The organism is Streptomyces sp. NPDC020731, assembly GCF_044334705.1.
Taxonomy (GTDB): Bacteria; Actinomycetota; Actinomycetes; order Streptomycetales; family Streptomycetaceae; genus Streptomyces.
In genome coordinates this window covers 278,084-291,651 of the sequence record NZ_JBIRTN010000004.1, presented here as the reverse complement: position 1 = coordinate 291,651, position 13,568 = coordinate 278,084, and the positions used below count along the sequence as shown (strand labels likewise).

General features: G+C 71.1%; 9 protein-coding genes. 4 read left to right on the top strand and 5 right to left on the bottom strand.

All coding sequences use genetic code 11. The annotated features are described in order from the left end of the window. Nucleotides 1-7: 7 nt before the first annotated feature. Together ACH4VX_RS08365 and ACH4VX_RS08360 are read right to left on the bottom strand one after the other, a co-directional pair. On the bottom strand, nucleotides 8-1,249 hold the full coding sequence (locus ACH4VX_RS08365) for an ADP-ribosylglycohydrolase family protein (RefSeq protein ID WP_398366569.1): 1,242 nt from the start codon (nucleotides 1,247-1,249) through the stop codon (nucleotides 8-10). After that, a complete protein-coding gene (locus tag ACH4VX_RS08360) occupies nucleotides 1,246-2,250 on the bottom strand; it encodes an ADP-ribosylglycohydrolase family protein (protein ID WP_398366568.1) in 1,005 nt (334 codons plus the stop codon). The genes ACH4VX_RS08365 and ACH4VX_RS08360 overlap by 4 nt, the downstream gene beginning before the upstream one ends. A gap of 259 nt (nucleotides 2,251-2,509) precedes the next feature. On the opposite strand from ACH4VX_RS08360, the gene ACH4VX_RS08355 reads away from it, so the two are divergent. The 3 genes from ACH4VX_RS08355 (at nucleotide 2,510) to ACH4VX_RS08345 (ending at nucleotide 9,695) form a co-directional block, all read left to right on the top strand. Next, nucleotides 2,510-3,241, top strand: coding sequence for a VIT1/CCC1 transporter family protein (locus ACH4VX_RS08355; RefSeq protein WP_398366567.1), 732 nt, complete (start codon nucleotides 2,510-2,512; stop codon nucleotides 3,239-3,241). 372 nt (nucleotides 3,242-3,613) lie between these two features. Beyond that, a complete protein-coding gene (gene gltB / locus ACH4VX_RS08350; protein ID WP_398366666.1) occupies nucleotides 3,614-8,239 on the top strand; it encodes a glutamate synthase large subunit in 4,626 nt (1,541 codons plus the stop codon). Then, a complete protein-coding gene (locus ACH4VX_RS08345) occupies nucleotides 8,232-9,695 on the top strand; it encodes a glutamate synthase subunit beta (RefSeq protein WP_398366566.1) in 1,464 nt (487 codons plus the stop codon). Before gltB ends, ACH4VX_RS08345 begins: the two co-directional genes overlap by 8 nt. Before the next feature lie 123 nt (nucleotides 9,696-9,818). Here ACH4VX_RS08345 and ACH4VX_RS08340 read toward each other — a convergent pair whose 3' ends face one another. After that, nucleotides 9,819-10,724: a chitosanase gene (locus ACH4VX_RS08340; protein WP_398366565.1), complete on the bottom strand. Its 906-nt coding sequence runs from the start codon at nucleotides 10,722-10,724 to the stop codon at nucleotides 9,819-9,821. After that, nucleotides 10,721-11,647, bottom strand: a complete 927-nt coding sequence (locus tag ACH4VX_RS08335) for a rhomboid family intramembrane serine protease (protein ID WP_398366564.1) — start codon at nucleotides 11,645-11,647, stop codon at nucleotides 10,721-10,723. Before ACH4VX_RS08335 ends, ACH4VX_RS08340 begins: the two co-directional genes overlap by 4 nt. 143 nt (nucleotides 11,648-11,790) lie before the next feature. On the opposite strand from ACH4VX_RS08335, the gene ACH4VX_RS08330 reads away from it, so the two are divergent. Beyond that, nucleotides 11,791-12,606 (top strand): vWA domain-containing protein, encoded by an 816-nt coding sequence (locus tag ACH4VX_RS08330; protein WP_398366563.1) that lies wholly within the window; start codon nucleotides 11,791-11,793, stop codon nucleotides 12,604-12,606. Here the strand turns inward: ACH4VX_RS08330 and ACH4VX_RS08325 are convergent. After that, nucleotides 12,603-13,499, bottom strand: coding sequence for a hypothetical protein (locus tag ACH4VX_RS08325; protein WP_398366562.1), 897 nt, complete (start codon nucleotides 13,497-13,499; stop codon nucleotides 12,603-12,605). The two genes, ACH4VX_RS08330 and ACH4VX_RS08325, sit on opposite strands and share 4 nt — an antisense overlap. Between the last annotated feature and the right edge of the window lie 69 nt (nucleotides 13,500-13,568).

Below are 13,568 nucleotides of genomic sequence, written 5' to 3'. Positions count from 1 at the left end.
GTCCGAATCATCCCTCCCTCGGGGCCGGTTGCGCGGATTCCAGGAGTCCGGCGAGTTCCACCAGGTCCGTGCCGGTGAGCCGGGGGAGTACGCAGCCGGACAGGGTGCGGCAGCTCTCCCTCCAGGACTCCGGGATCGACGCCCCGCCGCCCAGCGCGCCGGTGAGGGCGCCGACGAGCGCCGGGGCGGAGTCCGCGACCCGCGACAGACAGGCCGCCGCGGGGACCGCCTCCGCGATCCGGCCGTGGGCGGCGGTGGTGAGGGCGAGGGCGACGGGGACGGTCTCGGCGGCGGCGACGCCGTAGCTGTAGACGTGGTCGACGATCTGGTGCTCCAGCGGTGGTACGAGGGCGAAGGCGCTGTCGGCGTCCGCCGCGAGCTTCAGGGCGTGCCGGGCGTTGCGGCCGATCTCCGTGTCCTCGGGCAGCTCGGCGCAGGCCGCCGCCACGCAGGTGTCCGGGTCCGCGCCGGTCAGCGCGAGGGAGACGGCGGCGGCCATGGCGCGGGCGCCGTGCACGCCGTCGCCGTCCTGGGTGTATCGGGCGTCGAACTCCGCGAGGTCGGCGGCGGCCCGTGGGTCGCCGGGGTGGGCCACGGCCAGGACGCAGGCGCGTACGCAGGCGGCGTCGTCGAAGTAGTGCGGGTTGTCGTGGCCGGTGGCGGGCGGGCGCAGACCGGTGGCGAGGTTGCCGAGGCCGGCGCGGACGGAGATGCGGGCGCGGAGGGGGAGTACGGCGGACTCCGTCTCGGGGGCGCGGTCCGCCGCCGCGGCGATTTCGCCGGCCACGGTGTTCCAGGTCAGGTCGATCGCCGCGCGGGTGCGGCGTTCCCGGCTCAGGTCGCCGAACGCGGTCTCGTCACCTGCCCGGAGAACGGCTTCCGCGGCGAAGGCCGCCCATTCGGCGTCGTCGGAGGGGCCGAGGCGCAGGGGCTCGGAGGGCTGGTTCAGGGCGATGGGGACGGGGAGGGTGGTGGTGGCGTTCTGTTCGGCGAAGGTGTCGAGCTCTCGGGTGAGGCGCCGTGTCCACTCGGGCATGCGGGCGGCTCTGTGCCGGCCGGCCGGCCAGCCTGCGGCGTCGCCCGCGGCGAGGCCGAGGAGGAGGCCCTCCACCCGTGCCCGCGGCGGCTGGGCGGTGTTTCCGGCCTCGGTTTCGCCTTCGGCCCGGATGTTCCTACCCGCACCACCTGTGCGGCCTTCGTCGGCGTCGGTGATTGCGGCTGCGGGTTCGGTTTCGGTAGGGGAAATCATGAGGGAGCCTTCTGGGTCAGCAGGTCCGCGATGTCCAGGACGTGGTGGCCCGCCATGGCCGGGAGGCAGGTGCCGCGGGCCGGGGTGATGGCGGACGACCAGGCCGGCGGGATCGCCGCGGCGCCCCGGGTCGCGCCCGCCAGCGCGCCTGCCACCGCCGCCGTGGTGTCGGCGTCGCGGCCCATGTTGACGGCCGTCAGGACCGCCTGTTCGAAGTCGCCGTCGGCCGCCGCGTACGCGCCGAAGGCGAGGGCGACCGCCTCGGGGGCCAGGTCCGTCCACGGGTAGCCGCCGATCACCACCGCCGCGCGGACCGCGCGTTCGCCGAGGTGGGCCGCGGTGACGGCACGGCGCAGTGAGCGGGCGGTCCAGGAGTCGTCCGGCACCACCGCCAGGGCCGAGGCCACGACCGCGACCACCGGCGCCCCGGCCATCGCCGCCGCGACGCCCGCCGCGACCGCCTGGCCGCCGTAGATGCCCTCGCCGTCGTGGCTGACCGAGCCGTCGATCGCCGCCAGCCGGGCCGCCTCGTCGGGACGGCCGGCCGCGAACACCCCGTGGGGCGCCGCCCGCATCGCCAGTCCGTCGCTCCAGGCGTGCCGGTGCTGGGCGGAGATCGGCGCCGCCAGTCCCCGGCGCAGGTTCTCCAGGGTGCCGCGCTCGCTGAAGCCGGCGCCCCGGAAAGGGCCCTCCGCGCGGTCCGCGATCCACTCGTGCCAGGCCGCCTCGACGCGCGCGGGGGTGAGCGCGGAGCCGTGCCGGGCCAGCAGCAGGCCCGAGAAGATCGCGTACTCGGTGTCGTCCGTGCCCGCCGGGTGCTCGGCCACGTATCCCGTGATGCGGCCCCACCGCGCGCGGATCTCGGAGGGCTTCATGTTCTCGGCCGGGGCGCCCAGCGCGTCACCGACGGCCAGGCCGAGCAGCGCGCCGCGTGCCCGCTCGCGGCGCCCGAGGGTGTCTCCGGGCGCCGGGACGGAGGGGATGCGGGTGGTCGATGCCATACGCGGCTCTCCTCTCAGGTGCGCCCCGAGAGGCGCGGAGCCCTTTGCGGATCTGTCCCCGGTGCGGTGTCCGGCGCAGCCTCAAGGGGCCCAGCGTCACCCGGTCGACATCTGGGCGGCCATCTACACAAACGAGCGAAACTCGCAAAACCGCAGGTTAGCCCAGCCTTTCCTTGCTGGCGGGAGGGAATGGGGAGGCGTACATTGAGTGTTGTCGAATAATAGAATCTGTCCAAAGAAGACTGTGGGGGACACAGGCATGGCCATCATCGAGACCGAGGCGACGCTGCACGAGGCGCACCGCGACAACCACACGCACCGGGACGTGAACGGCGGCTGGCTGCGCCCCGCCGTGTTCGGCGCGATGGACGGACTGGTCTCCAACCTCGCCCTGATGACCGGTGTCGCCGGCGGCTCGGTCGGCCAGCAGGCCGTCGTGCTCACCGGCCTCGCCGGCCTGGCCGCCGGCGCCTTCTCCATGGCGGCCGGCGAGTACACCTCCGTCGCCTCCCAGCGCGAGCTGGTCGAGGCCGAGCTCGACGTCGAGCGGCGTGAGCTGCACAAGCACCCCAAGGACGAGGAGGCCGAGCTCGCCGCGCTCTACGAGGCCCGCGGCGTCGAGCCCGAGCTGGCCCGCGAGGTCGCCCGGCAGCTGTCCAGGGACCCCGAGCAGGCGCTGGAGATCCACGCCCGCGAGGAACTCGGCATCGACCCCGGCGACCTGCCCTCGCCCACCGTCGCCGCCGTGTCCAGCTTCGGCTCCTTCGCGCTGGGCGCCCTGCTTCCCGTGCTGCCCTACCTGCTCGGCGCGAGCAGCCTGTGGCCCGCCGTGCTGCTGGCGCTGCTCGGGCTCTTCCTGTGCGGCGCGGTGGTGGCCAAGGTGACGGCGCGGACCTGGTGGTACAGCGGTCTGCGGCAGCTCGTCCTCGGCGGCGCGGCGGCCGGTGTGACGTACGCCCTGGGCACATTCTTCGGAACGGCCGTAGGATAATGCGACTCGCACTTATGCGTCGGACCGCATAAGTAGTCGTTACTTGCTGGTTTCGACTGCATGACCACTGGGCATGAGCCGTAAGCGCTGTGGGCAAAGAGGCCGACGGCGTGCTCCGCGGGTCAGGCGAAGGAGCCCTTTCCCGCCATCGGACCGACGGACATCGATCTGTCCGCCCCGGTCCCCCATGACTTCCACCGTCAGGCGCGGAACCTCACCGCGACCCATGTGGTGTCCGCATGCTGGAACGGATTATCCCGGTTCCCGAGAACCGCTCCATCATGTAACCTGCACGAAATTTCGCACCACGCAGAGGGCCAACGTCGTCCCTCGGCACTTGCCACATGCCACATGACGACGACGGGAGAGCCGATGCGTACGCCGCGCCAGCCGTCCCAGCACTCCACGAACGACCGCCTGAACTGGTCGTTCATGGATGCTCGCCCTGCTGCGCAGGGTATGTACGACCCCCGCAACGAGCACGACGCCTGCGGCGTCGGCTTCGTCGCCACCCTCACCGGCGAGGCGTCCCACACCCTGGTCGAGCAGGCCCTCACGGTCCTGCGCAACCTCGAACACCGTGGTGCCACCGGTTCCGAGCCGGACTCCGGCGACGGTGCCGGAATCCTCTCCCAGGTCCCCGACACCTTCTTCCGCGAGGTGGCCGGATTCGAACTGCCCGAGGCCGGCGGCTACGCCGTCGGTACCGCCTTCCTGCCGGAGGACGGCGCAGACGCCGCCGTCGCCCGCATCGAGGAGATCGCCGCCGCCGAGGACCTGACCGTCCTCGGCTGGCGCGAGGTGCCGGTCGCGCCCGAACTGCTCGGTGCCACCGCCCGCTCGACGATGCCGGTCTTCCGGCAGATCTTCGTCACCGCCGGTGAGAGCAGGGGCATCGATCTCGACCGCAAGGCGTTCGTGCTGCGCAAGCGCGCCGAGCGCGAGGCCGGCGTCTACTTCCCGTCGCTGTCCGCGCGGACCATCGTCTACAAGGGCATGCTGACCACCGGCCAGCTCGAGCCCTTCTTCCCGGACCTGTCCGACCGACGCTTCGGCTCCGCGATCGCGCTGGTGCACTCCCGGTTCTCCACGAACACCTTCCCGTCGTGGCCGCTCGCGCACCCGTACCGCTTCGTCGCGCACAACGGTGAGATCAACACCGTCAAGGGCAACCGCAACTGGATGCGCGCCCGCGAGTCCCAGCTGGTCTCGGACTTGTTCGGCTCTGCCGACCATGGGCACAGCGGGAGCGAGGACAAGAACCTCGAGCGGATCTTCCCGGTCTGCACGCCCGACGCCTCGGACTCCGCCTCGTTCGACGAGGTCCTCGAGCTCCTGCACCTGGGCGGCCGGTCCCTGCCGCACTCCGTGCTGATGATGATCCCGGAGGCGTGGGAGAACCACGACTCGATGGACCCGGCCCGGCGCGCCTTCTACCAGTACCACTCCACGCTGATGGAGCCCTGGGACGGTCCCGCCTGCGTCACCTTCACCGACGGCACCCAGGTCGGCGCCGTACTCGACCGCAACGGCCTGCGCCCCGGCCGCTACTGGGTCACCGACGAGGGTCTGGTCGTCCTCGGCTCCGAGGTCGGCGTCCTCGACATCGACCCGGCGAAGGTGGTCCGCAAGGGCCGCCTGCAGCCCGGCCGGATGTTCCTGGTGGACACCGCCGAGCACCGCATCATCGAGGACGACGAGATCAAGGCCCAGCTCGCCGCCGAGCACCCCTACGCGGAGTGGCTCGAGGCCGGCGAGATCGAGCTGTCCGACCTGCCCGAGCGCGAGCACATCGTGCACACCCACGCCTCGGTCACCCGCCGCCAGCAGACCTTCGGCTACACCGAGGAGGAGCTCCGCATCCTCCTCGCGCCGATGGCCAAGGCCGGCGCCGAGCCGATCGGCTCGATGGGCACCGACTCGCCGATCGCCGCGCTGAGCGAGCGTCCGCGCCTGCTCTTCGACTACTTCACCCAGCTGTTCGCACAGGTCACCAACCCGCCGCTGGACGCGATCCGCGAGGAACTGGTCACCTCCCTGCGCTCCCCGCTGGGCCCGTCGGGCAATCTGCTGGAGCCGAACGCGGCCTCCTGTCGCAGCGTCGTCCTGCCGTTCCCGGTGATCGACAACGACGAGCTGGCCAAGCTCATCCACATCAACGCCGACGGCGACATGCCCGGCTTCAAGGCCGCGACCCTGTCCGGCCTGTACCGGGTGTCCGGCGGCGGCGAAGCGCTCGCCGCCCGCATCGAGGACATCTGCGCCGAGGCCGACGCCGCCATCGAGAACGGCGCGCGGCTGATCGTCCTGTCGGACCGGCACTCCGACGCCGAGCAGGCGCCGATCCCGTCGCTGCTGCTCACCGCGGCCGTCCACCACCACCTCATCCGCACCAAGCAGCGCACCCAGGTGGGTCTGCTGATCGAGGCCGGTGACGTCCGCGAGGTCCACCACGTCGCCCTGCTGATCGGCTTCGGCGCCGCCGCGGTCAACCCGTACCTGGCGATGGAGTCCGTCGAGGACCTGGTCCGCGCGGGCACCTTCCTGCCGGGCATCGAGTCCGAGAAGGCGATCCGCAACCTCATCTACGCCCTCGGCAAGGGCGTCCTGAAGGTCATGTCCAAGATGGGCATCTCGACCGTCGCCTCCTACCGCGGCGCCCAGGTCTTCGAGGCCGTCGGCCTCGAGGGCGCCTTCGTGGAGAAGTACTTCAACGGCACCGCCAGCAAGATCGGCGGCGTCGGCATCGACGTCATCGCCAAGGAGGTCGCGGCCCGCCACGCCAAGGCGTACCCCGCCTCGGGCATCGCTCCCGCGCACCGCACGCTGGAGATCGGCGGCGAGTACCAGTGGCGTCGCGAGGGCGAGCCGCACCTGTTCGACCCGGAGACGGTCTTCCGCCTCCAGCACTCCACGCGCTCCGGCCGCTACGACATCTTCAAGAAGTACACCGAGCGGGTGAACGAGCAGTCCGAGCGCCTGATGACGCTGCGCGGCCTGTTCGGCTTCACGTCCGGCCGGCAGCCGGTCCCCCTCGACGAGGTCGAGCCGGTCTCCGAGATCGTCAAGCGGTTCTCCACCGGCGCCATGTCGTACGGCTCCATCTCCCGGGAGGCGCACGAGACGCTCGCCATCGCCATGAACCAGCTGGGCGGCAAGTCCAACACCGGTGAGGGCGGTGAGGACCCGGAGCGGCTGTACGACCCGGCCCGCCGCTCCTCCATCAAGCAGGTCGCCTCCGGCCGCTTCGGTGTGACCTCCGAGTACCTGGTCAACTCCGACGACATCCAGATCAAGATGGCCCAGGGCGCCAAGCCCGGCGAGGGCGGCCAGCTGCCCGGCCACAAGGTCTACCCGTGGGTCGCGAAGACCCGGCACTCGACGCCGGGCGTGGGCCTCATCTCCCCGCCGCCGCACCACGACATCTACTCCATCGAGGACCTCGCCCAGCTGATCCACGACCTGAAGAACGCCAACCCCCAGGCGCGCGTTCACGTCAAGCTGGTCTCCGAGGTCGGCGTCGGCACCGTCGCCGCGGGTGTCTCCAAGGCGCACGCGGACGTCGTACTGATCTCCGGTCACGACGGCGGCACGGGTGCCTCCCCGCTGACGTCGCTGAAGCACGCCGGCGGTCCCTGGGAGCTCGGCCTCGCCGAGACCCAGCAGACCCTGCTGCTCAACGGCCTGCGCGACCGGATCGTCGTGCAGACCGACGGCCAGCTGAAGACCGGTCGTGACGTGGTCATCGCCGCGCTGCTCGGCGCCGAGGAGTTCGGCTTCGCCACCGCCCCGCTGGTCGTCTCCGGCTGCGTCATGATGCGCGTCTGCCACCTGGACACCTGCCCGGTCGGCATCGCCACCCAGAACCCCGTCCTGCGGGACCGGTTCTCCGGCAAGGCCGAGTACGTCGTGAACTTCTTCCGGTTCATCGCCGAGGAGGTCCGCGAGCTCCTCGCCGAGCTGGGCTTCCGCTCCATCGAGGAGGCCGTCGGCCACGCCGAGATGCTCGACGTGACCCGCGCGGTGAACCACTGGAAGGCGCAGGGCCTGGAGCTGGCCCCGCTGTTCCACGTGCCCGAGCTGCCCGAGGGCGCCGTCCGTCACCAGGTCGTCGCCCAGGACCACGGCCTGGAGAAGGCGCTCGACAACGAGCTGATCAAGCTCGCCGCCGACGCGCTCACCGCGTCCGGAGCCGAGGACGCCCACCCGGTGCGCGCCCGGGTCGCCATCCGCAACATCAACCGCACGGTCGGCACCATGCTCGGCCACGAGGTGACGAAGAAGTTCGGCGGTGCGGGCCTGCCCGACGACACCATCGACATCACCTTCACCGGCTCCGCCGGCCAGTCCTTCGGCGCCTTCGTCCCGCGCGGTGTCACGCTGCGCCTGGAGGGCGACGCCAACGACTACGTCGGCAAGGGCCTGTCCGGCGGCCGGATCGTGGTCCGCCCGGACCGCGCGGCCGACCACCTCGCCGAGTACTCGACCATCGCGGGCAACACCATCGCGTACGGCGCGACCGGCGGCGAGCTGTTCCTGCGCGGTCGTACGGGCGAGCGGTTCTGCGTCCGCAACTCCGGCGCGCTGGTCGTCTCCGAGGGCGTGGGCGACCACGGCTGCGAGTACATGACCGGCGGTCACGCGGTCGTCCTCGGCGAGACGGGGCGCAACTTCGCGGCCGGCATGTCCGGCGGCGTCGCCTACGTCATCGACCTCGACCGGGACAACGTCAACGCCGGCAACCTGGACGCCGTGGTGGCCCTGGACGACGCCGACGAGCAGTGGCTGCACGACGTGGTCCGCCGTCACCAGGAGGAGACGGGCTCCACCGTCGCCGAGAAGCTGCTCGCCGAGTGGGACACCGCCGTGCGGCGCTTCAGCAAGATCATCCCCAGCACGTACAAGGCAGTGCTCGCCGCCAAGGACGCCGCCGAGCGAGCCGGTCTGTCCGAGACCGAGATCACCGAGAAGATGATGGAGGCGGCGATCAATGGCTGACCCGAAGGGCTTTCTGAACCACGGCCGCGAGGTCGCCAGGTCCCGTCCGGTCGAGGACCGCAGGAAGGACTGGAACGAGGTCTACGTCCCCGGCTCCCTACTGCCGATCATCAGCAAGCAGGCCAGCCGCTGCATGGACTGCGGCATCCCGTTCTGCCACAACGGCTGTCCGCTGGGGAACCTCATCCCCGAGTGGAACGACTACGCCTACCGCGAGGACTGGGGTGCCGCCTCCGAGCGGCTGCACGCCACCAACAACTTCCCGGAGTTCACCGGCAGGCTGTGCCCCGCTCCGTGCGAGTCGGCGTGTGTCCTCGGCATCAACCAGCCGCCGGTCACCATCAAGAACGTCGAGGTCTCGATCATCGACAAGGCGTGGGAGACCGGTGACGTCGCCCCGCAGATCCCCGAGCGCCTGTCCGGCAAGACCGTCGCGGTCGTCGGCTCCGGCCCCGCGGGTCTGGCCGCCGCCCAGCAGCTGACCCGGGCCGGCCACACGGTCGCGGTGTACGAGCGCGCGGACCGCATCGGCGGCCTGCTGCGCTACGGCATCCCCGAGTTCAAGATGGAGAAGCGGCACATCAACCGCCGTATCGAACAGATGCGCGCGGAGGGCACCAAGTTCCGTACGGGCGTCGAGATCGGCCGTGACATGCCGGCGACGGCGCTGCGCAAGCGGTATGACGCCGTCGTCCTCGCCGTCGGCGCGACGACCGCGCGCGACCTGCCGGTGCCGGGCCGTGAGCTCAAGGGCATCCACCAGGCCATGGAGTACCTGCCGCTGGCCAACAAGGTGCAGGAGGGCGACTACGTCGCCCCGCCGATCTCGGCCGAGGGCAAGCACGTCGTGGTGATCGGCGGCGGTGACACCGGCGCGGACTGCGTGGGTACCGCCCACCGCCAGGGCGCGGCCTCCGTCACCCAGCTGGAGATCATGCCCCGCCCGAACGAGGAGCGGGACCCGGTCTCCCAGCCGTGGCCGACGTTCCCGATGCTCTACAAGGTCACGTCCGCCCACGAGGAGGGCGGTGAGCGGGTCTACTCCGTCTCCACCACCCACTTCGAGGGCGACGAGGACGGCAACGTCCAGTGGCTGCACCTGAGCGAGGTCGAGTTCGTCGACGGCAAGCTGACCTCGAAGCCGGGCACCGAGCGCAAGATCCCGGCCCAGCTGGTCACCCTCGCCATGGGCTTCACCGGCACCGACCGGGACAACGGCCTGGTCGAGCAGTTCGGCCTGGACCTCGACGAGCGCGGTAACATCGCCCGCGACGCCGACTTCCAGACCAATGTGCCCGGCGTGTTCGTCGCCGGTGACGCCGGCCGCGGCCAGTCGCTCATCGTGTGGGCGATCGCCGAGGGCCGCTCGGCCGCCCGCGGCTGCGACCGTCTCCTCACCGGGGCGAGCGAGCTGCCGGCCCCGATCCGTCCGACGGACCGCTCGCTGATGGTCTGACGGACCGGAAGCAGAAGGACCTGACGGTCCCTCACACACGTCCCGTACAAAGGCGTACGGAACACATGGAGGCGCCTGCCCGCCAGTCCCCGACCGGACGACTGGGCAGGCGCCTCCGCATGCTCAGGGAAGCCTGTAGTGGTCCCCGTACATCTCCCACACCAGCGGGGTGTCCAGGCCCAGGTTCCCGGCCTTCAGGAACCGGCGCTGGGCCGTGTCGACGCGGGAGGCGTCGTGCTCCGGGTACCGGGTGAGCATGGCCTCGCGGCGGATGTCGAGGAAGGCGTTCAGGTACGTCTTCTCGGTACCGCCCGCGGCGGGCGTCTTCGCCTGCTTCAGCGTGCGCTCGCGCAGGGCGTAGAAGCCGTCCGCGTCGGTGTCGGGGCCGTGGAAGACCATCGCGTCGAAGTAGACGAACTGGCCCAGCGTGCCGAGACCGTCCAGCTTGGCGAGCCGGACCGCCGGCTCGAAGTAGATGCGGTCGCGCTCCGCCTCCTGCGCCTCGCGGAAGGCGGGCACCTGCGCCTCCGCCTTCCAGGCGGCCGGGAAGCCGGGGTCCAGGCCCTCGTGGGAGTCCGAGCCGTCGGCCTCGCGCAGGGCGGGCAGATAGGACGCCAGCCCGTTGTCCGGATGGTCCTCGGTGTAGCTCTCGACCAGCATGAGCAGATCGTGGGTGCCGGTGCAGAAGCCGACGATGCCCGCCGTGTAGCCGCAGCCGTCGCCCTCGTCCTCGATGGCCCCGTAAGTGGTGCGCCAGTCGGTGGTCGAGTGCTCGGCGCTCGCCACCAGCTGCTGGGCCAGCTCCTTCTTCGCGGGGGCCGCCAGCCCCGGCGGCAGGCCGGCGATGACCGAGTCGTCCTCCTCCCGCTCCTCCTCGGCCCGGTCCTTGGCGTCCTCACGGGCCGACTGGGCGGTGGCCGCGGGAGGCGCGGCCGCCGGGGCGTCCGCCGAATCCGCCGGCATGACGAAGTACACCCCCGTGGCGATCACGGGAACGGCCGCGAGGAACAGCACACCGGCACGTTTCATCGGGGGACACCTCCACCTGTCAGTTCGGACACCTTGACCACCGCCGCCGCCGCCAGCACCACCACCAGCGCCACGCACGCGCCCACCTGCACCACCGTCCGCCGCCCGTCCCTGGGGGCGTACGCGAAGGCCAGCGCCACCGCACCGCCCGCCAGCAGCCCGCCGAGGTGCCCCTCCCAGGACGTGACGAGCGCGGAGACCACCAGCCACAGCAGCAGCCCCGCCATGAACCGGTTGACCTGGCTCATGTCGGCCCCGACGCGCCGGGCCATCACGTAGTACGCGGCCCCCACCCCGAAGATCGCGCCGGACGCGCCGACCACGGCGTCCTCGGGCGCGATCAACAGCACCAGCACCGAACCGCCCAGCGCCGACAGCAGATACAGGGCGAGGTAGTGCACCCGGCCCAGCATCGGCTCGACCAGCCGGCCCAGATTCCACAGCGCCAGCATGTTCATCACGATGTGGAAGACCCCGAACGTGCCCTCCGTGGGCGGCAGGTGCAGGAACGCACCGGTCAGCAGCCGGTACCACTCCCCGTCCACCAGGCCCTCCGGGCTGAAGCCCCCGGGGTGGGGGTCGACCCACAGGTAGTGCTCGCCGTCCGGCCCGAGCAGCCCCGCGCCCACCATCGCGAACCGGTCCACGACCTCGGGCTTCGCCAGCTCCGCCAGGTACACCAGCACATTGAGGGCGATCAGTACGTACGTCACGACGGGCACCGTCGAGACCCGCCCGCCCACCAGGGTGCGGGCCTGCCGCATCGACCGCGCGCCCTCCTTCACGCACTCGGGGCACTGGTGGCCCACGGCCGCCTCGCGCATGCAGTCCGGGCAGATGTACCGCTCGCAACGGGTGCAGCGGACATGACACTCCACCTTGGGGTGGCGGTAGCAGGTGGTGACGGTGGACTCGGAATCCACGGGCCGGCTCCTCGGGAGGGTCGGGACGGAAGTGAGCCGGTGGGGACGGCGGCGAACAAAATATCGAACACCGGTGACTCGAGCGAATGCCGGGGTGACGTGCCGTACTCTCGGGGCCAGTTCCATGAACGAGGGGGAGTCGTATGGCCGCGATCGGTCTCAGCAGGATCGAGGAGACGGCGCCCGCGCTGATCAGCCTCTACAAGACCGCCGGGGTGTCCCTCGTCAAGCACGGTCTGGACGGGCTGCGCGCCGCGGTCTACCTGGTGGTCGACTACTCCGGCTCGATGAAGCCGTACTACAACGACGGCAGCGTGCAGGCGCTCGCCGACCGGGTGCTCGGCCTGTCGGCGCACCTCGACGACGACGGCACCGTGCCGGTCGTCTTCTTCTCCACCGACGTCGACGCCGTCACCGACATCGCCCTCGCGGACCACCGGGGCCGGATCGAACGGATCGTGTCCGGCCTCGGCCACATGGGCAGGACCAGCTACCACCTGGCGATGGACGCGGTCATCGACCACTACCTGGACAGCGGCTCCACGGCCCCCGCCCTGGTGATCTTCCAGACCGACGGCGGCCCCATCAACAAACTCGCCGCGGAGAGATACCTCTGCAAGGCCGCCCGCCTCCCCTTGTTCTGGCAGTTCATCGGCTTCGGCGACCCGACCAGCAAACAGTTCGACTACCTGCGCAGACTGGACGACCTGGCGGTCCCGGCCAAACGGATCGTGGACAACGCCGGCTTCTTCCACGCGGGTGAGAACCCGAGCAAGGTCACGGACGCGGACCTGTACGACCGCATGGTGGGCGAATTCCCCAAGTGGCTGGTGGCAGCACGCTCACAGGGAATCGTGGGCGAGGAGTGGCGCCCCCATGGGGGCGCGGGGCTGTATCGATATGCGGCTCCGCCGCGTGGGCGCGATCAACCACAACGCACCCGCACCCGACAACGCTAGGTATCACACTCCAACACGGTGCGGCACAAGCCGCACCGCGCCCGCACGCGCCCGCGAACCGGCACCCGGATCCGCTGATGACACGTAGGGCAGGGAAACGCCACCCGCAGGGAACCGTGCTCGGCCGGAGTGAAGCTGTACGGGACGTCCAGTGGTCCCGCGGCCACGCGATGATCCTCCGCATGGCGGCGATCCCGCGCGTACCTTCGCCGGCCGACCCACCCCGCAGCGGTGAGCGGAGGCTGCTCCGTGTCCCGGCGTGCCAACGCCACCCCCTTCGTGTACGCCGTATACGCCTGCGCGCTGGTGAACCACACCGACGGATCCTCCCCGAACACCAGCGACCGCTTCGCCAGCACGTACCCGAACTCCTCCGGCGTGAGGTACCCCAGCTTCTGTGACGACGCCCCGTCCTCCCGGAACGCGTCCAGCAGCAGCCACCCCGCCCCCAGGTACGTCGCCGTCGTGTCCGTCAGGATCTCGTTCTCCCGCGTCCCCGGGAACGACAGGTCCAGCCGGTGCAGATACACATGCGCCACCTCGTGCGCCAGTGCCGCCCCGATGTCCCGCCGATGCGTGCGGAACCGGTCGTTCAGCTCGATGAAGTACTCCGGTCCGGCCGCCAGTTCCACGTTCGCCGCATGCGTCATCTCACGGAACCCGACGATCAGCCGCGCGTCCGGCAGCCGGTAGTGCCGCACCAGTTCGCCGGCCACCCGCTGCGCCCTCAGATGGAGATCGTCCGTGTCGCAGAACGCCACATCGGCCGGTGCCACACTCGCCGAGAACGTGCGGACCGTGTCGTACGACAGACGCCGGTACAGCGCGGTGACGGCCGCCCGCACCGTCTCCAGATGCGGGTAACCGTGCTCGACCGGTCCGCCGTTCGCCACGTCTCACCCCCGGACGCCCTGAACCCGCTTCCACTGTACGGGCCCGCCCCGGCCCACGCCCGCCCCGTA

Bases quoted from the DNA above. Each gene is read 5' to 3' on its own strand.
- ACH4VX_RS08365 (WP_398366569.1), bottom strand. From the start codon at position 1,249: ATGATTTCCCCTACCGAAACCGAACCCGCAGCCGCAATCACCGACGCC.
- ACH4VX_RS08360 (WP_398366568.1), bottom strand. From the start codon at position 2,250: ATGGCATCGACCACCCGCATCCCCTCCGTCCCGGCGCCCGGAGACACC.
- ACH4VX_RS08355 (WP_398366567.1), top strand. From the start codon at position 2,510: ATGGCCATCATCGAGACCGAGGCGACGCTGCACGAGGCGCACCGCGAC.
- gltB (WP_398366666.1), top strand. From the start codon at position 3,614: ATGCGTACGCCGCGCCAGCCGTCCCAGCACTCCACGAACGACCGCCTG.
- ACH4VX_RS08345 (WP_398366566.1), top strand. From the start codon at position 8,232: ATGGCTGACCCGAAGGGCTTTCTGAACCACGGCCGCGAGGTCGCCAGG.
- ACH4VX_RS08340 (WP_398366565.1), bottom strand. From the start codon at position 10,724: ATGAAACGTGCCGGTGTGCTGTTCCTCGCGGCCGTTCCCGTGATCGCC.
- ACH4VX_RS08330 (WP_398366563.1), top strand. From the start codon at position 11,791: ATGGCCGCGATCGGTCTCAGCAGGATCGAGGAGACGGCGCCCGCGCTG.